Source organism: Variovorax multivorans (assembly GCF_051216835.1).
In the GTDB taxonomy this organism is placed as follows: Bacteria; Pseudomonadota; Gammaproteobacteria; order Burkholderiales; family Burkholderiaceae_C; genus Variovorax.
In genome coordinates, this window is record NZ_JBPJZL010000001.1 from 411,561 (window position 1) to 436,325 (window position 24,765).

Below are 24,765 nucleotides of genomic sequence, written 5' to 3' on the forward strand. Positions count from 1 at the left end.
TCGAGCGCCGCGCGGGTCAGGGGGTGATCGGCGCTGTCGTGTTCAGCGCTTGTTCTTGATCGGGATGTCCATTTCCTCAGGCTTGATCTCGTGCACCAGCTCCGGCACGCCCCAGGCGAACGCCGGGTCGACCTTGATCTTGAAGTGATACATCGACTGCATCGCCTGGTGGTCTTCCTTGCGGAAAGTCATCTTGCCCTTGGGCGTGTCGAAGCTCATGCCTTCCATGGTGCTGATGAGCTTGTTGGTGTTGGTGTCGCCGTTGGTCTTCTTCAGCGCCGTCACCACCGCCATCGCGGCCGAGAAGCCGCCAGCCGTGAAGAAGTCCGGCGGCGTCTTGAACTGCTTGTAGTGCGCCGACACCATGGCCTCGTTCACCGGGTTCTTCGGAATGCCGAAGTAGTAGTAAGCCGCGCCTTCCATGCCCGGCAGCGACTTGTAGGCCGCCATGGCCGGCAGGATGTTGCCGCCGGTGGCGATCTCAATGCCGTAGCGCTTCAGGTCGAGGTCGACAATCTTGAACGGGTTGCCCGCGCCGGCCCACACAATCCAGATGATCTTGCGGCCAGGCTGGTCCTTCAGCTTGTCGATCAGGCGTTGCGCGCCGGCCGTGAAGTCGGTCGTGGTGGGCGGCAGGTACTCTTCATGAACCAGCTTGGCTTTCTTGAGCGCGGCGCCGAAGGCCTTCACGCCGTCGCGGCCGAAGGCGTTGTCCTGTGCCAGCGTGGCGACGGTAACGCCGGCCTTGTCGACGGCCACAGCGTTGGAGATCGCGTCCTGGCTCGAATTGCGGCCAGTGCGGAAGATGTACTTGTTCCACTTGTCGCCGGTGATCGAGTCGGCCACGGCGGGCTCGACCAGCAGGATCTTCTTGTATTCCTCGGCCACCGGCAGCATTGCCAGCGCCACGCCCGAAGCGGTCGGGCCCACGGCCAGCGCGGCCTTGTCGTCGGAATAGGCAGCCGCCAGCAGCGACTTGCCGAGGTCGGGCTTGCCCTGGTCGTCCTTCTCGATGACCACGATCTTCTTGCCGTTGACCGTCATCGTGCCGCCGGTGGCGTAGTCCAGGCCCATCATGAAGCCGGTCTGGGTCTGCTTGCCGTAGGCCTCCAGCGCACCCGTCTTGCTGTAGATGTGGGCAATGCGGATTTCGTTGGACTGGGCCCATGCGGGGGCGGCTGCGGCACACGTGGCGAGCGCAGCCAGCGCGACGAGGTGGCGACGATTCATATTCATGTCTCCTGATATTGGTGACTGAATATTGCACAGTTCGTGCCACGCGCCAACTCATTGATAACAAAGGCTTCTTCGCTCGGAAGAGACGCCTTTCGCCTGAATTCAAAACACTTGTATTGCCTGAATTTCAGACAATTGTATTTTTTGCAGTCAGGGTTTGCCAGAGGTTTGGCGCTGCGCGATCCACTGCTCGAACTGGCGCTGCGCCTGCAGCCTGAATTCGTTACGCGTGTGATTGCAGATGGCATGCGCGAGCCGCCGGTACTTTGGTTTTCGAACGCCGCCCAGGGTCGCGTCGAAAAGATGTTCGATGGTCGCCGAATCGGGCTTGTCGCGCGGTTCTTCGAAATCCATCGGCAAACCGCACCAGTGGCAGTTGGAACCGAAAGACGATCTGAGTGCTTGCACGCTCATGGGTGATACGAAATGGGGGTGATGCGATGCCCCCATTCTCGGATCACTCGGACCGCTCAGAGCATCTACACCGCAAGGCCGATGACTGCACGCGCGGTGTAGCCAGCGGTGGCGCTGCCCGACATCGTGGGCGTCATCGCCGCAATCTGCGCAGCCGTGTTGTCGCCGAAGACGTTGTCGGTGGACAGCGACACCGCCGCCAGGTTGGCCACGCTCGCGCTGTAGCCGGTGACGTTCGGGTAGATCGCATTGCAGACGTCGCTCGGCATGGCCAGCTGCGAGGTGAGCACGGAGTTCTTGCCGGTGGTGGCGGCCGACAGGCTGGTGAACACCTCGAAGTGCATGTGCGGCCAGCGGCCCGAGTAGCAGGCCGGAAAGATGGTCGTGAAGCTCACCTGCCCCGCGCTGTCGGTGATCTGCACGCCGCGCAGGTAGCTTTCGGCCGCGGCCGTGTACAACGAATAGTTGCCACTGCGGTCGCAGTGCCACAGGTAGATCGCATAGCCCGACAGCCCGGCGCAGCTGGCGTTGGTGTTCTGCAGCGTCAGCGTGATCGTCAGGGCCACGCCTTGTGCCACGGTGCTCGAACTGATGAAGCTGCTGCGGATGTCGCTTCGCACGATGCCGCTGGCGGTGAGCACGTCGGAGGTCGAGCCGGAGGCGGTGTTGGTGCCGTCCGCGGGATAGGGGCCGGACGTCTCAGCGGGCAAGGCGGGGCACGCGCTGCTGCTGGTCGTGGTGGTTGTGCTGGTCGACGTGCTGGAGGTCGTACTCGTGCTGGCTGCCGTGGTGCCCGACGTCGCCGCGGCGCTTACGGCAGCAGCGGTCAGCGCACTGGCGCCGCTCGAATCGCTGCCGCCGCCCCCACCGCAACTGGCCAGCAACGCCGAGGAAGAAAGCCAGAGCAAGGCTCGGCGGCGCTCCAGGAGTTGTGCCTCCATGCGCGGAAGGTCTTCTGCCAGGCTGTGGCCGTGGTGCTGCGATTCGGGGTGGGCGCCGAAGGTTTTCATGTGGGGTTTCTTGCAGGTTAAAACCCGCAGCTTCCACAAGCCGCTTTGCGCACAAATTTCACCGTGTTGCAGCTTTGTTGCCGAACGCAGCCGGCCCGCAGGCCTGAACGCTTCTTCAGCGACCCGGATTCGTCATGCGCTCATACAGCGTAGCGCGCGAAATGCCGAGCAGCCGCGAGGTGGCGAGCTTGTTGCCGCCCGTGCTCGCGAGCGCGGCGGCAATGGCCTTGTGCTCCAGCTCTGCAATCTGCTGGGCCAGCGGCCGCAGCAGCGCTCCCTCTTCGTCGCCTGACAACCGCATGGCGTCAGGCGGCGCAATCTGGTCCAGCCCGGCTTCGCGCAGGATGCGTTCGAGCTGCACGGCGTCGATGCGCTGCGAGTCGCTGCGCATGGTCACCTGCTCCAGCACGTTGCGCAGCTCGCGGATGTTGCCGCGCCAGTGCTGGCCCGCGAGCAGCGCGAGCGCGTCGGGCGTGAGCTCGGGCGGCGCCTCGCCGCTGCGCAGCGCCATGTCTTCACCCAGTGCCTCGACCAGCGCGGGAATATCCGCGCGCCGCTCGCGCAATGGCGGCACGCGCAGCGGCAGCACGTTGAGGCGGTAGTAAAGGTCTTCGCGGAACTGCCCGCGCCGCACCAGCTCGGGCAGGTCGCGCGAGGTGGCGGCGATCACGCGCGCGTCGAAGGGCACGAGCTTGTTGGAGCCCAGCGGCTCGATCTCGCCTTCCTGCAGCGCACGCAGCAGCTTGGCCTGCAGGCCCAGCGGCATGTCGCCGATCTCGTCGAGGAACAGGCTGCCGCCGTCGGCCAGCTTGAACTTGCCTTCGCGGCCCTTGCGGTCGGCGCCGGTGAAGGCGCCGGGCGCGAAGCCGAAGAACTCGGCTTCGAGCAGCGTGTCGGGCACGGCCGCGATGTTGACGCTGACAAACTGCCCCTTCGCGCGCGCAGACGACGCATGAATCGCATGCGCCAGCAGTTCCTTGCCGGTGCCCGTTTCACCCAGCAGCAGCACCGGACCGGCCGATTGCGCCGCGCGCCGCGCATGCCGCTTCACCTCCACCGCCGCCGGGCTGCTGCCGATGAAGCTCGCGAAGGTGTACTTGGAGCGGCGCTGACCGTCGGGCGCATGCTGATAGAGCGGGTTGTTGCGCTGGCTCGCGAGTTCGCGCCGCGCATCGTCGAGGTCGCGCTGCAGCAGCGCGAACTTGCTGATGAGCGGCTGCAGCGTGGTCTCGGGCTGGTCGAACAGCACGATGCCGATGGCGCCGATCACCTCACCCATTCCCCCTTCGCCACCCTCGCGCTCTTCGCGCAGCGGGATGCGGCTGACCACGAAGGTGCCGGCCTTGTTGGTGAGCAGGTCGATCAATATCGGCTCGCCGGTCTCGAGCACGCGCCGCATCTGGGTGTTGGGAATCACGTCTTCCACCATGTGCCCCATGAACTGGTCGATGGAAGAAAAGCCCAGCGCCGGCAGGAAGCGCCGGTAGCCTTCATTCACCCACACGATGCGCCCGCTGCTGTCCACGAGGAACATGCCCTGGCTGATGCTTGAAAACAAATGAAACATCGAGCGCGCGGCCAGCGCGAGGATCCCTTCGGCATCGAGGGGCAATGTGGGCGGTGCGGTGGGAGCGGCGGGCATGGCGCGAATCGTAGCGCGCATCAAACCGCAACAAACCGGGCATCAAATGCCTTCAGGAAATGCTCAGGATCCGGCCCGCGGACAAAACCCTTCAGCAAGCCTTAAGTAAATCAATCGTTTGATTTCATGCATGGTGTAATGCCGGGCATGAACGCGAGAGACCCGATCACCCAGGCCCCGCGCCGCGCACCGCGCAGCGATGGCGCCGAGGCACGCCACAGGCTGCTCCACACCGCGCTGCGGCTGTTCGCGCAAAAGGGGTTTGCCAAGACCTCCACGCGCGAGATCGCCCGCGAGGCCGAAGTCAACATCTCGGCCATCAGCTACTACTTCGGCGACAAGGAGGGGCTGTACGCGGCCACCTTCAGCGAGCCGATGGGCGGCGACTCCAGCGACCTGATCGCCGTCTGCAATGCACCCGGGCAGTCGCTCGAAACCACGCTGCGCCTGTGCATGGTGTCCATGATCGACCCGCTCAAGCAGGGCGAGATCGTGCGGCAATGCATCCAGCTGCACATGCGCGAGATGCTGGAGCCGACCAGCCGCTGGGCCGAGGAGCTGGAGCGCGACATCAAGGGCCCGCACCGCGCCATTGCCGACCTGCTGTGCCGCCACCTGAAGGTGGAGCGGGCCGACGACGACATCCACCGCCTGACCTTCGCGATCACCGGGCTGTCGATGCAGCTCTACGTGAGCCAGGATTTCATCGAGGCCATCCGCCCATCGCTGCTGCGCACGCCGCGCGCCATCGACACCTGGGCCGATCGCCTCACGGGCTATGCGCTGGCGCTGGTGGAGGCCGAAGCGGCCCGCCGCCGCGCCGAGAGAAAGCTGAAGAAATGATGAGAAGACTCCGACTGAAACTGATGACAGCCCTCTGCCTGGGCATCGGCCTCGCAGGTTGTTCGCTGACGCGCCCGCCGGCGCAGGTGGAAGCACCGATCCCCGCGCAATGGCACGCCCCCCTGCCCCACGGCGGCTCGCTCGCGTCGCTGGCCGACTGGTGGCGCCAGCTCGACGATCCGCTGCTGGTCGAGCTGATCGCCGCCGCCGAAGCCGCGAGCCCCAACGTCGCCAGCGCCGCGGCGCGCGTGGCCGAGGCGCGCTCCACGCGCGTGCAGGCCGGCGCCGCGCTGCTGCCGAGCCTGGACGGCACGGCATCGGCCAGCCGCGGCACCTCGGGCTTTTCTTCCAGCAGCAGTTCGAGCAGCAGCCTCTCGGCCAGCACGCCAATCACCACGCTGCAGGCCGGCCTGCAGTCGAAGTGGGAAGTCGATCTGTTCGGCCGCCTGCGCGCCGACCACGACTCCGCCGAAGCCAAGCAGAACAGCGCCAACGCCAAGTGGCACGACGCCCGCGTGGCGGTGGCAGCCGAAACCGCCAACGCCTATTTTTCCGAGCGCGCCTGCCAGCAGCAGCTGCGCGTGTCCGAAGCGGACGCGCGTTCGCGCTCGGAAACCGCACGGCTCAACGACCTCTCCGCAAAGGCCGGCTTCACCGCGCCGGCCGATGCCGCGCTGGCACGCGCCAGCGCCTCCGATGCCTCGGGCCGGCTCACGCAGCAGCGTGCCCAGTGCGCGGTGCAGCGCAAGGCGCTGGTGGCGCTCAGCGGCATCGACGAAACCACGCTCGAGCAGAAGCTCGCCGCCTCGCCCGCCCAGCGTGCGCTGCCGGTCGTGGGCAGCATCGCCAGCGTGCCGGCCGAGGCGATCTCGCAGCGGCCCGATGTGTACTCGGCCGAACTCGGCGTGGCCTCGGCCAGCGCCGACGTGGGCTCGGCCGAGGCCGAGCGCTACCCCAAGCTCACGGTGTCGGGCTCCATCGGGCGCACGCAGTACCGCGTCGATGGTCTGCGCCAGTCGCTCGAAACCTGGACAGTGGGCCCGATCTCGCTGACCGTGCCGCTGCTCGACGGCGGCTCGCGCAAGGCGAACATCGATGCCGCCAAGGCGCGCTACGCCGAAGCCGTGTCGCTCTACCGCTCCAACGTGCGGCAGGCGGTGCGCGAAGTCGAGGAAGCGCTGGTCAACCTCGACGCCACCGACGCCCGCACCACCGACGCCGATGCCGCGGTGAAGAACTACCAGGCCTCCTTCGACGCCACGCAGGCCCGCTACAGCAGCGGCCTCGCGAGCCTGTTCGAGCTGGAAGACTCGCGCCGCACGCTGTTCACCGCGCAGACCGCGCGCGTCACGCTGCAGCGCGAGCGCACCGAGGCATGGGTTGCGCTGTACCGCTCGATGGGTGGCGGCTGGAATCGCCAGTCGGCCTCGGCCCCATCTTCCGAATCGTCCTCACTGACCTCCACCCCGGCCACCAAGGTCGCGACGTCGCCATGAAATCAATGAAGCGTTCCACCCTCGTCATCGCGCTGATTGCGCTGGTCGTCGTCATCGCGGCGATCTTCTTCATGACGCGCGGCAAGCCGTCGGACAAGTCGGCCGATCCTGCCGCAGCAGCCAAGACCAAGGACGGCGCCCACTCGCCCAAGCCCGCGCTGACCGTCACCGTCGCCAAGCCTGAAGCCACCGAGCTGATGCTCACGCTCGCAGCCAACGGCAACGTGGCCGCCTGGCAGGAGGCCGTGGTCGGCTCCGAGTCCAACGGCCTGAAGCTGGCCGAAGTGCGCGTGAACGTGGGCGACCTGGTCAAGAAGGGCCAGGTACTCGCGGTGTTCTCGCCCGAGACGGTGCAGGCCGATATCGCCCAATCGCGCGCCTCTCTGGCCGAAGCTCGCGCCACCGCGGCCGACGCCGCCGGCAATGCCGCACGCGCCCGTACGCTGCAGGCCACGGGCGCACTGAGCCAGCAGCAGATCAACCAGTACCAGACCACCGAGCAGACCGCCAAGGCACGCGTCGAGGCAGCTGAAGCGGTGCTGGCTGCGCAGCAGGTACGCGGTCGCAATACGCAGGTGCTGGCGCCCGACGACGGCGTGATCTCCGCGCGCACAGCCACGGTGGGCAGCGTGGTGTCGGCCGGCACCGAGCTGTTCCGCCTGATCCGCCAGGGTCGGCTCGAATGGCGCGCCGAAGTGACCTCGGCCGAACTCAGCCGCGTCGCGGTCGGCACCACGGCCTTTGTGGTCAGCGCCAGCGGTGCGCAGGTGCGCGGCAAGGTGCGCAGCATCGCGCCCACGGTCGATCCGCAGACGCGCGCTGCGCTGGTGTACGTCGATCTGCCCAACGTGCAGCAGAACACCGGCATCAAGGCCGGCATGTTCGCGCGCGGCGACTTCGAACTGGGCCGCAGCACGGCGCCGACGGTGCCGCAGGCCTCCATCGTGCCGCGCGACGGCTTCAACAACGTCTTTTTGCTCAAGCCCGACAACAAGGTGACGCAGCTGAAGGTGCAGATCGGCCGGCGCCTGAACGACCGCATCGAGATCACCAGCGCGCTGCCCGACGGTGCCCAGGTGATCGTGCAAGGCGCGGGCTTCCTCAACGACGGCGACCTGGTGCGCGTGGTGGATGCGCCCGTACCAGTGCCCGCAACCGCGGCGCAGCCGGCCAGGTCAGCCGCCTCCGCTGCCGCGGCCAAGTAAGCAATTCAAAGGAACACGCCCATGAACGTTTCCGCCTGGTCCATACGCAACCCGATTCCGGCGGTGATGCTGTTCGTGCTGCTCACCTTCGGTGGGTTGCTGTCGTTCAACGCGATGAAGGTGCAGAACTTTCCGGACATCGACCTGCCGACCGTGACGGTCTCGGCGTCGCTGCCCGGCGCCGCGCCTTCGCAGCTTGAGACCGACGTCGCGCGCAAGCTCGAGAACTCCATTGCCACGGTGCAGGGCCTGAAGCACATCACCACCAAGGTGCAGGACGGCGCTGCCACGCTGATCGTCGAATTCCGCCTCGAGAAGCCGGTGCAGGAAGCCGTGGACGACGTGCGCTCCGCGGTGCAGCGCGTGCGCGCCGACTTGCCGGCCGACGTGCGCGACCCGGTCGTCACCAAGCTCGACTTCGCGGCCCAGCCGGTGCTGGCCTTCACCATTGCATCGTCGGCGATGGACGCAGAGGCGCTGAGCTGGTTCGTCGACAACGACGTCACCAAGAAGCTGCTCGCGCTGCCGGGCGTGGGTGCGGTGAACCGCGTGGGCGGCGTCACGCGCCAGGTGCACATCGACCTCGACCCGAGCAAGCTGCAGGCGCTGGGCGCCTCGGCGGCCGACATCTCGCGCCAGTTGCGCCAGGTGCAGACCGAAAGCGCGGGCGGCCGCTTCGACCTGGGCGGCAGCGAACAGCCGGTGCGCACCATGGCCACCGTGAAGTCGGCCGACCAGCTCGCTGACATGCAGATCGTGCTGACCGACGGCCGGCGCATCCGCCTCGACCAGGTAGCGCGCGTGAGCGACACCATCGCCGAGCCGCGCGCGGCCGCGCTGCTCAACGGCAAGCCGGTGGTGGGCTTCGAGGTGGCGCGCAGCCGCGGCGCCAGCGAGGTCGAAGTGGGCCACGCGGTGATGAAGGCGCTGGCCGACATGCGCGCGCAGCGCCCCGACATCGAGCTGACCGAAGCCTTCAACTTCGTCGACCCGGTGGAAGAGGAATACAACGGTTCGCTGCACCTGCTGTACGAAGGCGCCATCCTCGCGGTGATCGTGGTGTGGCTGTTCCTGCGCGACTGGCGCGCCACCTTCGTCTCGGCGATTGCACTGCCGATGTCGGTGATTCCGGCGTTCATCGGCATGCACCTGCTGGGCTTCTCGGTCAACGTGATCTCGCTGCTCGCGCTGTCGCTGGTGGTCGGCATATTGGTCGACGATGCGATCGTGGAGGTCGAGAACATCGTGCGCCACCTGCGCATGGGCAAGTCGCCCTACCAGGCGGCGATGGAAGCGGCGGATGAAATCGGCCTGGCCGTGATCGCCACAACCTTCACGCTGATCGCGGTGTTCCTGCCCACGGCCTTCATGAGCGGTGTGGCCGGCAAGTTCTTCAAGCAGTTCGGATGGACAGCATCGCTCGCGGTGTTCGCCTCGCTGGTGGTCGCGCGAGTGCTCACGCCGATGATGGCGGCCTACATGCTCAAGCCGGTGGTCACGGCCGAAAAGGAGCCGGGCTGGCTGCGCTGGTACATGCGCGCGGTGACGTGGAGCACGCACAACCGCTTCAAGACGATGGTGCTGGCCACCCTCTTCTTCTTCGGCTCGCTGGCGATGATCCCGCTGCTCAAGACCGGCTTCATTCCGCCGGACGACAACTCGCAGACGCAGATCTACCTTTCGCTCGCACCCGGCTCCACGCTGGCGCAAACCACCGCGGCCGCCGAGGAAACCCGCAACCGCGTGATGCAGATCAACCATGTGCGCAGCGTCTACACCACGGTGGCCGGCGGCAGCGCGGGCGGCGACCCGTTCGCGAACTTCGGCACGCCCGAGACGCGCAAGGCAACGCTCACCATCAAGCTCGATGAGCGCGGCGACCGGCCGCGCAAGCAGGTGATCGAGAACCAGATCCGCGCCGCGCTCGAAACGCTGCCCGGCGTGCGCAGCACCGTGGGCCTGGGCGGCTCGGGCGAGAAGTACATCCTGGCGCTGACCGGCGAAGACCCGGTGGCGCTGGCCAGCGCCGCCAGCGCGGTCGAAAAAGACCTGCGCACCATTCCCGGCCTGGGCAACATCACTTCCACCGCGAGCCTGATCCGTCCCGAAATTGCCGTGCGCCCCGACTTCGCGCGCGCAGCCGACCTGGGCGTGACCAGCTCCGCCATCGCCGAGACGTTGCGCGTGGCCACGCTGGGCGACTACGACCAGTCGCTGGCCAAGCTCAACCTCGCGCAGCGGCAGGTGCCTATCGTGGTGAAGCTGGAAGACTCGGCGCGAAAAGACATCGACCTGCTCGGACGCCTGGCCGTGCCGGGCACGCGCGGGCCGGTCATGCTGAACCAGGTGGCTTCGCTCACCATGGAAGGCGGCCCGGCCGTCATCGACCGCTACGACCGCTCACGCAACGTGAACTTCGAGATCGAGCTGTCGGGCGTGGGCCTGGGCGACGCCAAGGACGCGGTGACGAAGCTGCCGTCGATCGTGAACCTGCCACCGGGCGTGCGCATTGCCGAGATAGGCGACGCGGAAGTCATGACCGAGCTGTTCGCCAGCTTCGGCCTTGCCATGCTGACGGGCGTGCTGTGCATCTACATCGTGCTTGTGCTGCTGTTCAAGGACTTCCTGCACCCGGTGACCATCTTGTGCGCGCTGCCGCTGGCCCTGGGCGGTGCATTCGTGGGGCTGCTGATCGGGCAGAAGGCGCTGTCGATGCCCTCGCTGATCGGGCTCATCATGCTGATGGGCATTGCCACCAAGAACTCGATTCTTCTGGTGGAGTACGCCATCGTCGCGCGCCGCGACCACGGCATGAGCCGCTGGGACGCACTGCGCGACGCCTGCCACAAGCGCGCGCGGCCCATCATCATGACTACGCTCGCCATGGGCGCGGGCATGCTGCCGATCGCGGTCGGTTTCGGCGCGGCCGACTCGAGCTTCCGTTCGCCGATGGCGATGGCGGTGATCGGGGGGCTGATCACCTCGACGGTGCTGAGCCTGCTGGTGGTGCCGGCCGTGTTCACCTACGTGGACGACATCGAGCACTGGATCCGGCGCACCGTGCGCAAGCTGCGCGGGCAGCCGGCGGACCCGCATATCGACGACGACCTGGTCGAGACGCCTGCGGCGGGGCGATAAGCCGCCCTGGCGGAAATAAAAAAAGCTGCGGCAATGCCGCAGCTTTTTTTTCGAGCCCCGAGGAGCGTCAGGCGTCCAGCTGTGCCAGCCGCTTCAGCTTGCGTTCGCTCATGCGCTTGGCCAGGCGAGGAAGCACCAGCACAGCCACGACGATGACGACCAGCGCAATCGACATCGGACGCTGGAAGAACACCACTGCGCTGCCCTCGCCGATCGACATGGCGTTGCGCAGCTGCGCTTCGGCGAGCGGGCCGAGGATCATGCCGACCACCACGGGTGCGGTCGGAAAGTCGAAACGGCGCATCACCACGCCCAGCAGGCCGATGGCGTACAGCAGGAACAGGTCGAACCCGCTCTGGCGCATGCCGTAGGCACCCACCGTCGCGAAGATCAGGATGCCGGCGTAGAGCTGCGGCTTCGGAATCTTCAGCAGCTTGACCCACAGGCCGACCATCGGCAGGTTCAACACCAGCAGCATGACGTTGCCGATGTAGAGCGAGGCGATCAGCGCCCACACCAGCGCGGCCGAGGTGGTGAACAGCTGCGGGCCCGGCTGGATGCCGTAGTTCTGGAACGCGCCCAGCAGGATGGCGGTGGTGTTCGACGTGGGAATGCCGAGCGTGAGCAGCGGGATCAGCGCGGCCGTCACCGTGGCGTTGTTGGCAGCCTCGGGGCCGGCCACGCCTTCGATGGCACCGGTGGTGCCGAACTCGGCCTTGGCGTCCTTGTCCTTGGCGAGCTTCTTTTCCATCGCATAGCTCAGGAAGGTCGGAATCTCGGTGCCGCCGGCCGGAATGCAGCCGAAGGGCGTGCCGATGGCAGTGCCGCGCAGCCAGGCGGGAATGGAACGCCTCCAGTCGCGCTTGGTCATGTGCACGCGGCTGAGCTTGTTCTGGCCCTCGACCACCTTGCCTTCGTAAAGCACGGCGTACAGCACTTCGGCCACGGCGAACAGGCCCACAGCCACCAGCACGATCTCGATGCCATCGAGCAGCTCGGGCACGCCACCGGTGTAGCGGCCCTGGCCCGAGATCTGGTCGAGCCCGACGCAGCCGGCCGCCAGACCGACGAACAGCGCCGTCATGCCGCGCAGCGTGCTCTTGCCGAGCACAGCGCTCACGGTGGTGAAGGCCAGCAGCATCAGCAGGAAGTACTCGGGCGGGCCGAGCTTGACCGCAAACTCGGCCACGAAGGGCGCGAACAGCGTGACGATGACGGTGGCAATGGTGCCGGCCACGAAAGAGCCGATGGCGGCCGTGGCGAGTGCCGCGCCCGCCCTTCCGCTCTTGGCCATCTTGTTGCCCTCCATCGCCGTCACCATGCTGGCGGTTTCGCCGGGCGTGTTCAGCAGGATGGAGGTGGTCGAGCCGCCGTACATGGCGCCGTAGTAGATGCCCGAGAAGAAGATCATCGAGGCCGTGATGTCGACCTTGCCGGTGATCGGCAGCAGCATGGCCACCGCCACGGCCGGGCCGATGCCGGGCAGCACGCCCACGGCCGTGCCCAGGGCACAGCCGAGCAGGCAGCAGAACAAGTTGTAGGGGGTGATCGCCGCGGCGAAACCCGCCATGAGTGCGTTGAAGATTTCCATGTCAGAACCACCCGGTGGAAGTGAGGCCAGGCAGGTTGATGGCCAGGAATTGCGTGAACATCCAGAACACCGGGGCCGAGATCAGCGCGCCGGTGAGGATGTCGATGAGCCAGGTGCGCAGCGAATTGACGCCGCCCTGCCCGCTAGCGCGGCGCAGGCCCTGCACGGCCAGCAGATAGCACAGCGTGCAGCTCACGATGAAGCCGAGCGTGGTGATGAGCGCCGCGTTGAGCAGCAGCCCCGCCGACACCCAGACGAAGCCGGGCCAGTAGGCATGCTCCGCGCCCGTGGGTGCGTCGAGCTCGCGGAAGCCGCCGGTGCGTGCCTCCCACAGGATCCATCCGCCGCACAGCACGAGCACCACGGACACCAGCCAGGGCAGGAAGTTGGGGCCGACGCCGCCGTAGCCGGCTTCGGAAGAAATGCCGATCGCGCCGAAGGCCAGCGCCAGGCCGGTCAGCAGCACGCCGACACCGACCAGGGTTTGCGGCCACGTGGCCGCGGGTTGCGCAGGGGCCGAGGATTCTGGAGTTGTCATTTTTTTGTCCTGGAGTGGGAGTACGGGTGCCCCTTCCAGAAACACCGCGGAACCGGCTTTGCCGGGCCGCAGGTGTTGCCCCCGGTAGGGGGTTGGCGTAGCGACACGAAGTGCGCGCAGCCTGGGGGCGAGCTAATTTCAGACCATGCCGGATTTCGTCATGATGGCGCGCAGGCTGGCGAAGTCGTCGTCGACGAACTTGGCAAAAGCTTCGCCCGACAGCACGGCCGGCGTCCAGTCGTTCTTCTTGAGTGACTCGGCCCACGACGCGCTCTTCATGGCGGCCAGCACCATGTCGGTCAGCGCCTTGCGCTGCTCGGCCGAGATGCCGGGGGCGCCGTACACGCCGCGCCAGTTGCCGATTTCGACGTCGATGCCCTGCTCCTTCAGCGTGGGCACGTTGATGCCCGGCAGGCGCTGCGCGGAGGTGACGGCAATGGCCTTCATCTTGCCGGCGGCGATGTACTCGGCGAACTCGCTGTAGCCGCTGCCGCCGATGGTGACGTTGCCGCCCAGGATGGCGGCGGTGGCTTCACCGCCCCCACGGAAGGCGACGTAGTTGATCTTGGAAGGATCGGCGCCCACCTTCTGCGCGATCATGGCCGCAGCGATGTGCTCGGTGGAGCCGCGCGAACCGCCACCCCACTTGACGCTGCCCGGGTCCTTCTTGAGCTGGTCGACCACGTCCTTCATGGTCTTGAGCGGCGAATTGGCCGGCAGCACGAACACGTTGTATTCGGTGGTCAGGCGCGCAATGGGCGTGGCCTGCTCGAGCTTGACCGGCGGCTTGCCGGTGATGATGCCGCCCAGCATGACCGAACCCATGACCATCAGCGCGTTGGCGTCGCCCTTGGAGCCGTTCACGAACTGGGCCAGGCCCAGTGCGCCGGCGGCGCCGCCCTTGTTGTCGTAGGTGACGGTGTCGGCCACCTTGGCGTCGCTCAGCGCCTTGCCCAGCGCGCGGCCGGTGGTGTCCCAGCCGCCGCCCGGGTTGGCGGGGATCATCATCTTGACGTTGGCTGCAGCACGTGCCGAGAGCGGCAGCGCTCCGGCGGCGGCCAGTGCGGCCAAAGACTTCAGAAAGGTGTCGCGACGCATGCGTGTCTCCTGGAATTGGAAGGAACTTGAAAGGAAGCTGACTTTTAGCTGAGCGCTATCATGCGCCGCCCCGCTGTCAGTTGGCTGTCCGCCAGACTGGGGAAAACACCAAAGTACGCACCCTCGCCGCCAACGTATGAAGCTGCTGCTGGTCGAAGACGACCCCTCGATGCAAATCACCCTGCAGCGCACCCTCGGGCGCCGGCGGATCGACGTGCGTGTCTGCGGCGACGGGGCCGAAGCCGTCGCCCAGTGGCGCGCCATCGAGCCCGACGTGGTCGCCCTCGACCTGAGCCTGCCCAACCTCGATGGCCTGCAGGTGCTGGCCCAGGCCCGCGCCGAAGGCCTGCGCACACCGGTGCTGCTGCTGACGGCGCGCGGCACGGTCGGCGACCGCATCGTCGGCCTGAACGCCGGCGCCGACGACTACCTGCCCAAGCCCTTCGACCTCGACGAGCTGGAAGCCCGCATCCGCGCGCTGCGCCGGCGCAGCCACGGCGTTGCCGGACCGGACGCGGGGCTCAACCCGCAGGAGATAGGCGGGCTGCGCTTCGAACCCGACAACGGCGCCATCTACAACCGCGCCGAACTGCTCGAACTCACGCCGCGCGAGCTGGCGCTGCTGAAGGCACTGATGATGAAGCCGGGCCACGCCGTGACCAAGGAGCGCCTGTTCGAGCTGGTGTTTCCCGGCGAGACCGAGGTGCAGTACGAAGCCATCGAGGTGGTGGTGTACCGGCTGCGCAAGAAGCTCGCGGGCACCGGCGCGGTGCTGATGACCATGCGCGGCCTCGGCTATTTATTGCGCCCCGAGGCATGACCCGCGTCTCTTCGCTTCGCGCGCGGCTGCTGCTCGGCATCCTCGCGCCGATTGCCGTGTTCATCGTGATCAACAGCGTGAGCCTGTATCGCCAGAGCCTTGCGGCAGCCACCACGGCCTACGACCGCACGTTGCTCGCCTCAGCCAAGACCATCGGCGAACAGCTCGACGTGGAGGGCTACGACGACCTGGCGCAGCTGCGGGCCATCGTGCCCTACTCCGCGCTCGAGGCCTTCGAGGCCGACAACCGCAGCCGGCTGTTCTACCGGGTCTCGGCGCTCGACGGTGAAATGATCTCGGGCTTTGCCGAGCTGCCGTTCTGGCGCGGCCGCATTCCGGACCGCAGCGCGTATGCGGCGCTGGTCGACTTCTACGACGCGCAGTTCCGCAACCAGCCGGTGCGCGTCGCGGTGCTGCTGCAGCCAGTGGCAAGCGCAACCGGTCGCGGCATGGCCGTGGTGCAGGTGGCCGAGACGCTGGAGCTGCGCGAAACGCTGGTGCGCAAGCTGCTCATCGACATGCTGTGGCGCCAGCTGCTGCTGATGGGCGTGATCGCGCTGGTCACCGTGTTCGTGGTGCAACGCGCCACGCGGCCGGTACGCGAGCTGGGCGAAGCCATCGAGAAGCGCCCGGCCGACGACCTCTCGCCCATCGACGCGCCCGACGCGCCGCGCGAGCTGCGGCCGCTGATCGACGCCACCACGCAGGTCATGGGCCGGCTGCAGCAGTTGCTGGACCACCAGAAGCGCTTCGTGCGCGACAGCGCCCACCAGCTGCGTACGCCACTGGCCGTGCTGAAGGCGCAGGTGCAGTCGGCGCAGCGCGGCGACGTGGCGCCCGAGCAGGCGCTGGGCGAAATCAGCCACACGGTGGAGCGCGCGACCACGCTGGCCAACCAGATGCTGTCGCTCGCCAAGGTGGAGCAACTGCGCCAGCAGCCGGAGTCGGTGACGCTCGACCTCGGGGAGGTGGCCCGGCAGATCGCACTCGACCTGTCGCCGCTGGTGGCCGACAAGGCGCTCGACTTCGAACTCGCCATCGACGAGCCCGTGCCGGTGCAGGCCCACCACTGGATGCTGCAGGAGCTCACGCGCAACCTGCTGCACAACGCGATCAAGCAGAGCCCCGCGGGCGCCGCGCTGTCGGTCTCGGTGCGCTCTGAAGGCGCGGATGCGGTGCTCACGGTGCGCGACAGCGGCCCCGGCATCTCGCCCGAACTGCGGCAGCGCCTGTTCGCGCCCTTCTCCGCCGGCAGCACGTCGAGCGGCTCGGGGCTGGGGCTGGCGATCTGCCGCGAGATCGTGCTGGCGCTCGGCGGGCGCATCAGCCTCGACAACCGCATTGCGCCGGCCGGACAGGACGGTGCCGAACGGGTGATCGGACTCGACGCCGTCGTGCGCCTGCCGCTGTCGTCGGCGCCGCTCTCGCGGCACAATTCCTGAAATCCACTTCCGATACTTCATGGACCGTCTGCGCATCGACAAATGGCTCTGGGCCGCCCGCTTCTTCAAGACGCGCTCGCTGGCCGCGGAGGAAATCGGCAAGAACCGCGTGCAGGTGAACGGCGACGTCGCCAAGGCCTCGCGCGAGATCAAGGCCGGCGACACCGTGGCCATGCGCATGGGTCCGCTGACGCGAACCGTGAAGGTGCTCGGCCTCAGCGGCCAGCGCGGACCGGCACCGGTCGCGCAGCAGCTCTACGAGGAAACAGCCGAAAGCGTGGCGGCGCAGGCCGCCTTCCGGGAGCTGCGCCGCATGGGCAGCGAACCGGCACTGGCCATCGAACAGGGCCGCCCCACCAAGCGCGACCGACGCGATCTCGATGGCGCAGTGCGCCAGCAGGCCGACTGGGACAACCGCTGGAGCGCCTCGCTGCCCCCTGAAGACGACGACCGCTGACGACCATCCGTCGGGTCGATCGCTTACGCTGTCGGCTTCGTTGTTCTTCACGGAGTCCCGCTTCATGGCCAGCTTCAAGAAATACCGCGTCGACGGCAAGTTCAAGCTCTCGCACATCGACCCCGGCGACACGCCCTTCTGCGAGGGCGACGAAGCCTCTCAGCGCGCCGAAGTCGATGCGCTGGCCGTCGAGCTCGACGAGCTGCAAGACCTGCTGCACGCGGAGGGGCGGCGCAAGCTGCTGCTGGTGCTGCAAGGCATGGACACCAGCGGCAAGGACGGCACCGTGCGCTGGGTGTTCTCGCGCACCTCGCCGCTGGGCGTGCGCGTATCGGCCTTCAAGGCGCCGACCGTGGACGAACGCGCGCGCGACTACCTCTGGCGCTGCCACGCCGTCGTGCCGCGCACCGGCGAGATCATGGTGTGGAACCGCAGCCACTACGAAGACGTGCTGGTACCCGTGGTCGAAGGCTGGATCGACAAGGCCGAGGCAAAACGCCGCTACGCGCAGATCAACGACTTCGAGAGGCTGCTCACCGAGACCGGCACGGTGGTGGTCAAGTGCATGCTGCACATCGACAAGGACGAGCAGCGCGAACGCCTGCAGGCCCGCATCGACACGCCCGGCAAGCAATGGAAGTTCAGCATGGACGACCTGGAGGTGCGCACCAAGTGGAGTGCCTACCAGCAGGCCTACCAGAACGCGCTGGGCGCCACCTCGACCGACCACGCGCCGTGGTACGTGGTGCCTGCCAACAGCAAGCGGCATCGCAACGTGATGATCGCGCAGCTGCTGGTGAAGACGATGCGTCAGATGAAGCTCAAGGCTCCGCCGCCTGACCCGGCGCTCAAGGGAATGATCGTCAAGTGAGCGACAGCTGAGCAGGCAGGGGCCCTCGCGGGCCCATCGAAGCTCAGGAGCGGCGGATCAGCGCCTGCGCCAGCACGCGGCACTTGCCGAACTCGCAGCGCACCGCCCAGGTGCCGCCGTTGTCGCAAGGCACGTTGTAGGTTTCGTAGCCGGGGCCCTTGGCCGTCAGCTCGGCACGCGGCTGCAGGTTGCAGCGGCCGGCCTTGGCCAGCGTTTCGACGTTGTACGTATCGACGCCGGTGCGGCGCGGCTTCATGACGACGCCCGGGTCGAAGGTGTTGCCGTAGAACGAGTCGCGCACGTTGGGGTCGAGGTTGCGATAGCCGCGCTTGGCCATGCAATGCACGATGGCGATCTGCTGGTGCTCGGCAATCAGCTGCGAGTCGGGGCGGCCGTTCCAGTCGATGATGGCCGCCGTGATGCCGGTGTACGACGCCGCGGCGACGATGCCCTGTCCGTGCACCGTGATCAGGCCCAGGCCCAGCGCGCCCCACATGGCGTCGCCGGTTTCGCTGCGCGCCGTGATGCGGTTCGACGCCGTGCGGCATTCGGCCACGTCGTTGTCGTAGCGGACCTTGTCCACGCCCTCCATGGCGACCATGGGCACATAGGAAGTGCCCCTGCCCGTTCCGGGCTCGGTGGGTGTAGTCGGTGCGCTGGCGCAACCGGCCAGGGCCACGGCAGCGAACGCAATGCTCAGCAGCAGCTTCATGCAATCCCTCGTCTTCTTCGCGATAGTTGCGGGGATTTAACCATACATATAGTTACTCTTGAACCGCATTTGTCGTGAATGCACTACGTCTGTCCCAGGAACGCTCACCGCTTCAAAGGGCATCGGGCGGGAAACATCACGCGCTTGGTTACAGAGTGAGAAAATAGGTTACATGTCCTTCGCGTCAGCCTTGCGCGCGATTCATCCGAACACCCTTTGAACTACCGTCCCGCACCCTTCTTCGCCAACGTGGTGCTCGTCCTGTCGATGGCACTGCTGGGCGCCATCGGGGCCTTCCTGGGCGGGACAGCCGGCCTGCAGCAGTCCGACTCGCTGCTGCACCTGACGCGCGCCGACTGGCAGGTCGACGAAGCCTCGGGCTTCAGCACCCCGCCGCTGAAGCAGGACAGCGGCGCCCTGCCGGACACCTGGAAGCGGGTCGAACTGCCCCTGGCCCTTCCCATCGCGCTGCTGCGCCAGGCGGAGACCGCCTCCACCAGGACGACGCGCACCACCTGGATCCGGCTGTCCACGCGCGGCCTGCCGCCCGACGCTGGGCCGCTGGCGTTGTACGGCATCCGGATCAAGACCGATGGCACCATCGCGGTCTATGCCGACGGCCAGCTGGTCCACCGCGCACAGCAGTCGGGCCCGCTGTGGAACAGCACCCGCACCCCGCTGTGGGTCCAGCTGGACAACAGCGTCGACAGCAAGCCGCCCAGCGAGATCCTCCTGCGCCTGGAGCACACCCGCAATGCCCAGGTGGCGTTGTCGTCGCTGTGGATCGGCCCCATCGACGCGCTCAGGGGCCGCTACGGCATGCGCCAGTGGCTGCAGCAGGAGCTGCCCGCGATGCTCGGCGCGGCATTCATGGCCGTGGGCGTGTTCGCCCTGTTCGTGTGGTTCAGGCGCCGCGACGAGACGGGCTACCTGCTGTTCTTCAACCTCGCGGCCACCTCCTTCATGCGGGGACTTCACTTCTACGTGAGCCTGCCCGTCGCCAATGACTGGTTCGCGTGGCTGACCGTCAACTCGCTCTTCTGGCTGGTGATGGTGGTGCACTTCTTCCTGCGCCAGTTGCACGGCCTGCAGCTCAAGTGGCTGACCGTCGGCGTGGTCGTGGCGACCACCACCATCGGCCTCGTCACCCTGCCCGGCTTGAACATCGTGCAGAACACGCCGCAGGTAACGCCGCTGATCTACGCTGTCGCGGCGCTGATGGGCACCCTGGTCTGCCTGGTGGGTAGCGTCAGCGCATGGCGCCGCTCCACCGAAGGGCGGCTGGTCGCGGTCGGCATCGGCATCTGCGTGTTGCTGGGCATGACCGACTGGCTGCTGCAGAACAACTTCATCAGCCCCGAAGGCTGGTACCTGGGGGCGTACACCAACGCCGTCACCTTCAGCGTGTTCGGCGCGCTGATGTACCGCCGGTACATGCACGCCATAGGCGAGGTCGAGCAGCTCAATGCGAGCCTTGCGCAGCGCCTGCAGAAGCGCGAAGCCGAACTCGAGCTCAGCCACCGGCGGCTGCGCGAGGTCGAGCGCCTGCAGACCATCAGCGACGAACGCCAGCGCCTGATGCAGGACATGCACGACGGCCTCGGCTCTTCGCTGATCAGCGCCATCCGCTCGGTCGAAGGCGGCGGCATGAGCGACGACAGGGTCTCGCAGATTCTCAAGAGCTGCCTGGACGACCTGAAGCTCACGCTCGACTCGCTGGAGCCCATCGAGGCCGACCTGCTGCTGCTGCTGGCCACGCTGCGCTACCGGCTGGAACCGCGGCTTGAAGGCACCGGTGTTTCGCTGCGGTGGGAAGTGCAGGAGCTGCCCGCGCTGGACTGGCTCGACCCATCGAGCGCGCTGCACATCCTGCGCATCGTGCAGGAAAGCATCTCGAACATCCTGAGGCACACGCGCGCGACGGAGATACGCGTGGGCACCTCGCTTGAAGGCGCGGGCGTGCAGGTGACGATCGAGGACAACGGCCAGGGCTTCGACGTCCAGAAGGTGATGGGCAATCAGTCCGCGGGGGGCCGAGGCCTGCAGAACCAGCGGCGGCGGGCGCAGGCGATCAAAGGCGTGGTGCAGTGGGAATCCAAACCGACGGGAACGCGGTTCGTGTTGTGGCTGCCCTTGCAGCGGGAGCGCCAGTCGGCTTGAGACTAGCCCTCAGATAGATGCCGATTGCGCCGCCTCAGTCACATCGGCGCGAGAGACGATTCCGCGCAGATCCGCCCCCGCGACCAGAGTCCCCATCACACCGGCGTGCTGGCCGCCCAGGCGTGACTCGACGAAGCGCTGCGCCACCGCGCCATCGCTGTGCCTGAGCATCTCGCTCGCCTGAAGCGCAAGGGCCATGCGCGTCACGATGGCGCGCGAATTGCCCTCATCGACGGCACCCGCAGAAAGATCGTCGCGCAGGCCGGCGATGAACTTCGCATACGCCGCGTTGGCAACTCCCGGCTGAGAGACTTCATCCAGAAAGACTTCGAGCGAACCCTTCTCGCGGCCGAGCGCGCGAACCACGTCCATGCACATCATGTTCGTCGTGCCTTCCCAGATCGAATTGAGCGGCGCCTCGCGATACAGCCGCGCGATGGGGTTCTCCATGATGAAGCCGTTGCCGCCGTGAACCTGCAATGCCTCGTAGACGAAGTACGTCGCACGCTGGCAGTTCCAGTACTTGACCACGGGCGTTGCCACGCGGGCGAGAAGCCGCTCGCGTTCATTCGATTCCATGCTGTCGGTTGCGCGTGCGACACGCATCGCCGACAGCATGGCCGCTTCGCTTTCCAGCGCCAGGTCCGCCAGCACATTCGTCTGCATGGGCAGGTCGGCCATCCGGCGACCGAAGCCGTCGCGTGTCGATGCGTGGTTGATCGCCAGCGTGAGCGCCTGGCGCATCAGGCCTGCAGAACCCACTGCGAAGTCGAGGCGGGTCAGGTGTGCATGCGACAGGATCTCGCGAATGCCGCGCCCCTCTTCGCCGACCAGCATCGCCCAGGTCTTGTTGAACTCGACCTCGCTCGATGCGTTGGAGCGGTTTCCGCACTTGTCCTTCAGGCGCTGTACGGCAACACGATTGGCACTGCCGTCCGGCAGGAAGCGCGGAACGAAGAGGCAGCTCACGCCCGAATTGGTTTGAGCCAGCGTGTAGAAGCCGTCGGAGGTAGGGACCGAAAAGAACCACTTGTGGCCGGTCACGTTGTAGATGCGGGCGCCGTTCTCGGTTCCGACGAAAGTGGCCGTGGTCTGTGTCTGGCGCAGGTCGGAGCCGCCCTGCTTCTCGGTCATGGCGTAGCCGATCACGGCGCCCGTTTTCTGCGGGAGCGGCAGGCGGCGTGGGTCGTAGCGACCGGAGAGTGTCTTCTCCCGCCACATTGCAAACTCCGGCCGCCCCGCAAAACCGGCGCAGGCAGCGTAGGCCATGCCGGTGGGGCATCCGGTGCCGTTCTCGACCTGGTTCCACAGGTAGCTCAGCACCGCACGCGCAAGGTGGCCCGAGGGCTCATTGGTTGTCCACGCAAGGCTCGGTACGCCATGCGCGAACCCCAAGGCCATGAGTTGATGCCATGCAGGATGGAACTCGACCCAGTCCAGGCGATTGCCGAACCGATCATGCGTGCGCAGCTGCGGGCTGTGTTCGTTGGCCAATCGTGCAAGGTCCTGCACCTCTTCGTTGCCCGCCAATGCGCCGACCGCCGTTGCGTCGGGAATGCTCCAGGCCGCATGACGCTCCACGAGCTCTCGTAGAGCCACATCACCTGTGAATGCGTTGTGGCCGGTGCAAGCACTGGCCTGGTTGAATACCCTGTGCGTCTCGACGCCATCGGCCAGGGGAAACTGAAACGCCAGTGCCGTACTTTCGAGGGGCATGTTCATGAAGGTCTCCAGGAGTTCGCCGCGCTGCAGGCATAGTGAATCATTCTTCGAGATTCGTGAACCTGAATCCGTTCTTTCCCGGGCCGGGCACGCGACACACCAGGACCGCAAAATGGCACAGTCTTTGCGTGCTCAAGGTACAGCGACTTGGCGCCGCCCCGCCCGCTCCCCAGATCGCGCCGTAGTCACTGGAATAGACAGCCTTGCTCACCATTCAGGTGCCATGCAACCGGTTGGACGCCGAAAGCGTTACAACCGCTGATCCAAACGGAGGCTTCGTTGGCCAAGCTGGACCCTCTGAATACATCGCGCTACTGGCATGTGCCTGGCATGCCGGGCATGGACATGCTCCATGCGGACTTCACGACGCATGAATACGCGCCCCATGTGCACCATTCCTTCGTGATTGCGGTCACCGAGGTTGGAGGCGCGGAGTTCAAGAGCCGCGGCCGCACGGGCATTGCCAATCAGCAGGCGCTCCTCGTCTTCAACCCGGCCGAACCACACTCGGGCCGCATGGGCGGCAGTGCCCGCTGGCGGTACAGGGCTCTCTATCTGGCCGAGCCGGGCATCAGGCATCTGATGACGACACTGGGCATCGATCAGACCCGGTACTTCGGATCGAACATCTATTGCAACCAGGAGCTCATCGGCAGCTTTCTGGAGCTTCATCGCGCCTACGACGGAAACAGCGATCAATGGGACCCTCTGCGGCAGCAGGAACTGTTCGTCCATAGCTTCGGAACACTCTTCCAGAGCCACGCACAGCCAGGGCAACGCGTGCTCCCGGTACCGGCAGATGCCAACGTGCTCGCGCCAGTGCTGGAGTTGCTGCGCGACTCCTTCGCAGAGCGATTGACGCTCGAGCAGATGGCGGCGGCCGCCGACCTGACGCCCTTTCAGCTGATCGGCGCATTCAACCGCACGATCGGACTGACGCCGCACACGTACCTCACGCAGTTGCGGCTCAGGGCCGCCATCAGTCACCTCACTGCCGGCCGGCCGCTGATCGAAGCCGCCGTTGCGAGCGGCTTTTACGACCAGAGCGCTCTCACCAGGCATTTCAAGCGCACCTTCGGCATGACGCCTCTCCAGTACGTCCGCGCACGGACCTGCTGAGAGACCGCCTCCCCGGCCCTCGAGCCATGCGCTGAGGGTCTTCCTTCTTCCGCTTCTTGTTTCCGCTCGGCTCGCGCGGAATTCGGATTCGTCTTTTTGGCGCGATTGCTTCCGGCCGCAATTTTTACCAATACGGGTTTCTCCGCGCTGACTATCGTGCAACTAAATGGTTTCGACCACTGCAAAGTAATCAGTTCGTTTTCAATAGTGTTTAACCCACAGGTGACCCATGCAAAATGTTGATCGCGGCATTACTGGTTCCTCCCTCGCAGGCTCCGCAATCCTGCTGGAAATAGGCGCGGAGTACGGAATCATTGAATTTCTCCAGAAATCGCCGATCGTGGACGCTGCAACGGCGTCCCGATCCTGCGGAATCAAGGAATCGGTGATTTCCGCCTACCTCGACTCCCTGAGCAAGGCCGGAATCATCGAGGTATTGAATGAAAAAGCACCAGCAACCTACAAGGCTGGCAGCAATTTCGACGAACTGATCAATGAAGTCGGGTACCTCTCGTGGGCGCTCCGCGCTTGTGCCCCATTGATCAACAACGCGAAAGAATTTTCGGAAAACAACGAAGAGGCGCAACTCAAATACCCGCGCAGCGGCGGCCTGGTTGCCCGCACATCGAAATGGATGGGCGAAAAATCCTTCTATCCGCAGCCGGAAAACGCCATCGTCGCGATGGCACCAAAGAAAATCGTAGATCTTGGATCAGGCTCCGGAGGGTTCCTGATCCGCATGCTCAGGAAAATTCCGGGCTCAAAAGGCGTTGGAATTGATCTGAGCGCGTCGGCCACCGAACAGGCCGTTCGCGCAGCCAGTGAAGCGGGAATGAGCGACAGGCTCCAGTTCGTGACTGCCCCCATCCAGATCCTCACGGAAGATGCATCTCTCATCAGGGACGCGGACATCATCCACGCAGGATTTGTCATGCACGATCTTCTTCCAGCCGAAGAAGAAACGCTCGACGCCTTGCTGCGCGCCTGCTGCGCCAATGCAATCAAGGGCACGCTGATCATCGTCGATGCGATTCCTGTTGCTCAATCCAGCTGGGAAAAGCCGTTCGCCGCGGCATTCAACCATTTGCACAATCATTTCATGTCCAGAAAACTCCTCAGTGAAGACGAATGGACTGAAAAATTGTTCCGCGCGGGCTTTTCCAATGTGCGGGTCGAAATACTTGATCACCCTGGAGGGCGAATGTTGATGGCAAGTAAATAACTGAGTTCCCACGGCATTTTTTAACCAAC

20 protein-coding genes are annotated in these 24,765 nt (G+C 66.0%); 11 read left to right on the top strand and 9 right to left on the bottom strand.

The features are described 5' to 3' along the window. Positions 1 to 42: 42 nt before the first annotated feature. The 4 genes from ACSFCA_RS01960 to ACSFCA_RS01975 all read right to left on the bottom strand — a co-directional run bounded on the left by ACSFCA_RS01960 (position 43) and on the right by ACSFCA_RS01975 (position 4,302). Positions 43 to 1,230 (bottom strand): substrate-binding domain-containing protein, encoded by a 1,188-nt coding sequence (locus ACSFCA_RS01960; protein ID WP_093056432.1) that lies wholly within the window; start codon positions 1,228 to 1,230, stop codon positions 43 to 45. Positions 1,231 to 1,386: 156 nt separating this feature from the next. Next, positions 1,387 to 1,650: a hypothetical protein gene (locus ACSFCA_RS01965; RefSeq protein ID WP_093056431.1), complete on the bottom strand. Its 264-nt coding sequence runs from the start codon at positions 1,648 to 1,650 to the stop codon at positions 1,387 to 1,389. 65 nt (positions 1,651 to 1,715) lie between these two features. Beyond that, positions 1,716 to 2,660: a dioxygenase family protein gene (locus ACSFCA_RS01970; RefSeq protein ID WP_435458432.1), complete on the bottom strand. Its 945-nt coding sequence runs from the start codon at positions 2,658 to 2,660 to the stop codon at positions 1,716 to 1,718. Between the two features lie 115 nt (positions 2,661 to 2,775). Next, complete coding sequence (locus tag ACSFCA_RS01975; RefSeq protein WP_435458433.1) at positions 2,776 to 4,302, bottom strand: sigma-54 interaction domain-containing protein; 1,527 nt, start codon at positions 4,300 to 4,302, stop codon at positions 2,776 to 2,778. Between the two features lie 138 nt (positions 4,303 to 4,440). Between ACSFCA_RS01975 and ACSFCA_RS01980 the strand changes: the two genes are divergently transcribed. The 4 genes from ACSFCA_RS01980 to ACSFCA_RS01995 are packed head-to-tail and all read left to right on the top strand — an operon-like array spanning position 4,441 to position 10,984. Beyond that, complete coding sequence (locus tag ACSFCA_RS01980; RefSeq protein WP_375338453.1) at positions 4,441 to 5,145, top strand: TetR/AcrR family transcriptional regulator; 705 nt, start codon at positions 4,441 to 4,443, stop codon at positions 5,143 to 5,145. Continuing rightward, complete coding sequence (locus ACSFCA_RS01985; protein ID WP_435458434.1) at positions 5,145 to 6,641, top strand: efflux transporter outer membrane subunit; 1,497 nt, start codon at positions 5,145 to 5,147, stop codon at positions 6,639 to 6,641. Before ACSFCA_RS01980 ends, ACSFCA_RS01985 begins: the two co-directional genes overlap by 1 nt. Beyond that, a complete protein-coding gene (locus ACSFCA_RS01990) occupies positions 6,638 to 7,846 on the top strand; it encodes an efflux RND transporter periplasmic adaptor subunit (protein ID WP_258354382.1) in 1,209 nt (402 codons plus the stop codon). The genes ACSFCA_RS01985 and ACSFCA_RS01990 overlap by 4 nt, the downstream gene beginning before the upstream one ends. A gap of 21 nt (positions 7,847 to 7,867) precedes the next feature. After that, on the top strand, positions 7,868 to 10,984 hold the full coding sequence (locus ACSFCA_RS01995; protein WP_435458435.1) for an efflux RND transporter permease subunit: 3,117 nt from the start codon (positions 7,868 to 7,870) through the stop codon (positions 10,982 to 10,984). Positions 10,985 to 11,051: 67 nt separating this feature from the next. Here the strand turns inward: ACSFCA_RS01995 and ACSFCA_RS02000 are convergent, their stop codons facing one another. The 3 genes from ACSFCA_RS02000 to ACSFCA_RS02010 form a co-directional block, all read right to left on the bottom strand. After that, entirely contained in the window at positions 11,052 to 12,575 is a 1,524-nt protein-coding gene (locus ACSFCA_RS02000; RefSeq protein WP_258354380.1) for a tripartite tricarboxylate transporter permease, read from the bottom strand. A gap of 1 nt (position 12,576) precedes the next feature. Continuing rightward, complete coding sequence (locus tag ACSFCA_RS02005) at positions 12,577 to 13,113, bottom strand: tripartite tricarboxylate transporter TctB family protein (RefSeq protein ID WP_435458436.1); 537 nt, start codon at positions 13,111 to 13,113, stop codon at positions 12,577 to 12,579. A gap of 138 nt (positions 13,114 to 13,251) precedes the next feature. Continuing rightward, positions 13,252 to 14,211 (bottom strand): tripartite tricarboxylate transporter substrate binding protein, encoded by a 960-nt coding sequence (locus ACSFCA_RS02010; protein ID WP_435458437.1) that lies wholly within the window; start codon positions 14,209 to 14,211, stop codon positions 13,252 to 13,254. A 136-nt stretch (positions 14,212 to 14,347) separates the two neighbouring features. Here ACSFCA_RS02010 and ACSFCA_RS02015 point away from each other — a divergent pair, with 136 nt between their 5' ends. From ACSFCA_RS02015 to ACSFCA_RS02030, 4 genes are all read left to right on the top strand, one after another. Continuing rightward, positions 14,348 to 15,031 (top strand): response regulator transcription factor, encoded by a 684-nt coding sequence (locus ACSFCA_RS02015; protein ID WP_093056424.1) that lies wholly within the window; start codon positions 14,348 to 14,350, stop codon positions 15,029 to 15,031. Then, positions 15,028 to 16,473, top strand: coding sequence for a sensor histidine kinase (locus tag ACSFCA_RS02020; RefSeq protein ID WP_435458438.1), 1,446 nt, complete (start codon positions 15,028 to 15,030; stop codon positions 16,471 to 16,473). The genes ACSFCA_RS02015 and ACSFCA_RS02020 overlap by 4 nt, the downstream gene beginning before the upstream one ends. Before the next feature lie 19 nt (positions 16,474 to 16,492). After that, on the top strand, positions 16,493 to 16,930 hold the full coding sequence (locus ACSFCA_RS02025) for an RNA-binding S4 domain-containing protein (RefSeq protein WP_435458439.1): 438 nt from the start codon (positions 16,493 to 16,495) through the stop codon (positions 16,928 to 16,930). Between the two features lie 64 nt (positions 16,931 to 16,994). Then, positions 16,995 to 17,801, top strand: a complete 807-nt coding sequence (locus ACSFCA_RS02030; protein WP_435458440.1) for a PPK2 family polyphosphate kinase — start codon at positions 16,995 to 16,997, stop codon at positions 17,799 to 17,801. A gap of 43 nt (positions 17,802 to 17,844) precedes the next feature. Here the strand turns inward: ACSFCA_RS02030 and ACSFCA_RS02035 are convergent, their stop codons facing one another. After that, on the bottom strand, positions 17,845 to 18,513 hold the full coding sequence (locus ACSFCA_RS02035; protein WP_435458441.1) for a hypothetical protein: 669 nt from the start codon (positions 18,511 to 18,513) through the stop codon (positions 17,845 to 17,847). A 216-nt stretch (positions 18,514 to 18,729) separates the two neighbouring features. Between ACSFCA_RS02035 and ACSFCA_RS02040 the strand changes: the two genes are divergently transcribed. Further along, complete coding sequence (locus tag ACSFCA_RS02040; RefSeq protein WP_435458442.1) at positions 18,730 to 20,673, top strand: sensor histidine kinase; 1,944 nt, start codon at positions 18,730 to 18,732, stop codon at positions 20,671 to 20,673. 9 nt (positions 20,674 to 20,682) lie between these two features. Here ACSFCA_RS02040 and ACSFCA_RS02045 read toward each other — a convergent pair whose 3' ends face one another. Next, a complete protein-coding gene (locus tag ACSFCA_RS02045) occupies positions 20,683 to 22,395 on the bottom strand; it encodes an acyl-CoA dehydrogenase family protein (protein ID WP_435458443.1) in 1,713 nt (570 codons plus the stop codon). Between the two features lie 279 nt (positions 22,396 to 22,674). Here ACSFCA_RS02045 and ACSFCA_RS02050 point away from each other — a divergent pair, with 279 nt between their 5' ends. Next, the gene (locus ACSFCA_RS02050; RefSeq protein WP_435458444.1) at positions 22,675 to 23,514 is read left to right on the top strand and encodes an AraC family transcriptional regulator; all 840 of its coding nucleotides are present in this window, start codon (positions 22,675 to 22,677) and stop codon (positions 23,512 to 23,514) included. A gap of 229 nt (positions 23,515 to 23,743) precedes the next feature. Continuing rightward, positions 23,744 to 24,736 (top strand): class I SAM-dependent methyltransferase, encoded by a 993-nt coding sequence (locus ACSFCA_RS02055; RefSeq protein WP_435458445.1) that lies wholly within the window; start codon positions 23,744 to 23,746, stop codon positions 24,734 to 24,736. Positions 24,737 to 24,765: the final 29 nt, after the last annotated feature.

What these genes read in the sequence shown, in the direction of transcription:
- ACSFCA_RS01960 (WP_093056432.1), bottom strand. Translation starts at nt 1,230, where the DNA reads ATGAATCGTCGCCACCTCGTCGCGCTGGCTGCGCTCGCCACGTGTGCC.
- ACSFCA_RS02045 (WP_435458443.1), bottom strand. Translation starts at nt 22,395, where the DNA reads ATGAACATGCCCCTCGAAAGTACGGCACTGGCGTTTCAGTTTCCCCTG.
- ACSFCA_RS02015 (WP_093056424.1), top strand. Translation starts at nt 14,348, where the DNA reads ATGAAGCTGCTGCTGGTCGAAGACGACCCCTCGATGCAAATCACCCTG.
- ACSFCA_RS01980 (WP_375338453.1), top strand. Translation starts at nt 4,441, where the DNA reads ATGCCGGGCATGAACGCGAGAGACCCGATCACCCAGGCCCCGCGCCGC.
- ACSFCA_RS01990 (WP_258354382.1), top strand. Translation starts at nt 6,638, where the DNA reads ATGAAATCAATGAAGCGTTCCACCCTCGTCATCGCGCTGATTGCGCTG.
- ACSFCA_RS02005 (WP_435458436.1), bottom strand. Translation starts at nt 13,113, where the DNA reads ATGACAACTCCAGAATCCTCGGCCCCTGCGCAACCCGCGGCCACGTGG.
- ACSFCA_RS01995 (WP_435458435.1), top strand. Translation starts at nt 7,868, where the DNA reads ATGAACGTTTCCGCCTGGTCCATACGCAACCCGATTCCGGCGGTGATG.
- ACSFCA_RS02025 (WP_435458439.1), top strand. Translation starts at nt 16,493, where the DNA reads ATGGACCGTCTGCGCATCGACAAATGGCTCTGGGCCGCCCGCTTCTTC.
- ACSFCA_RS02020 (WP_435458438.1), top strand. Translation starts at nt 15,028, where the DNA reads ATGACCCGCGTCTCTTCGCTTCGCGCGCGGCTGCTGCTCGGCATCCTC.
- ACSFCA_RS02000 (WP_258354380.1), bottom strand. Translation starts at nt 12,575, where the DNA reads ATGGAAATCTTCAACGCACTCATGGCGGGTTTCGCCGCGGCGATCACC.
- ACSFCA_RS01985 (WP_435458434.1), top strand. Translation starts at nt 5,145, where the DNA reads ATGAGAAGACTCCGACTGAAACTGATGACAGCCCTCTGCCTGGGCATC.
- ACSFCA_RS01970 (WP_435458432.1), bottom strand. Translation starts at nt 2,660, where the DNA reads ATGAAAACCTTCGGCGCCCACCCCGAATCGCAGCACCACGGCCACAGC.
- ACSFCA_RS02010 (WP_435458437.1), bottom strand. Translation starts at nt 14,211, where the DNA reads ATGCGTCGCGACACCTTTCTGAAGTCTTTGGCCGCACTGGCCGCCGCC.
- ACSFCA_RS01965 (WP_093056431.1), bottom strand. Translation starts at nt 1,650, where the DNA reads ATGAGCGTGCAAGCACTCAGATCGTCTTTCGGTTCCAACTGCCACTGG.
- ACSFCA_RS02055 (WP_435458445.1), top strand. Translation starts at nt 23,744, where the DNA reads ATGCAAAATGTTGATCGCGGCATTACTGGTTCCTCCCTCGCAGGCTCC.
- ACSFCA_RS02035 (WP_435458441.1), bottom strand. Translation starts at nt 18,513, where the DNA reads ATGAAGCTGCTGCTGAGCATTGCGTTCGCTGCCGTGGCCCTGGCCGGT.
- ACSFCA_RS02030 (WP_435458440.1), top strand. Translation starts at nt 16,995, where the DNA reads ATGGCCAGCTTCAAGAAATACCGCGTCGACGGCAAGTTCAAGCTCTCG.
- ACSFCA_RS01975 (WP_435458433.1), bottom strand. Translation starts at nt 4,302, where the DNA reads ATGCCCGCCGCTCCCACCGCACCGCCCACATTGCCCCTCGATGCCGAA.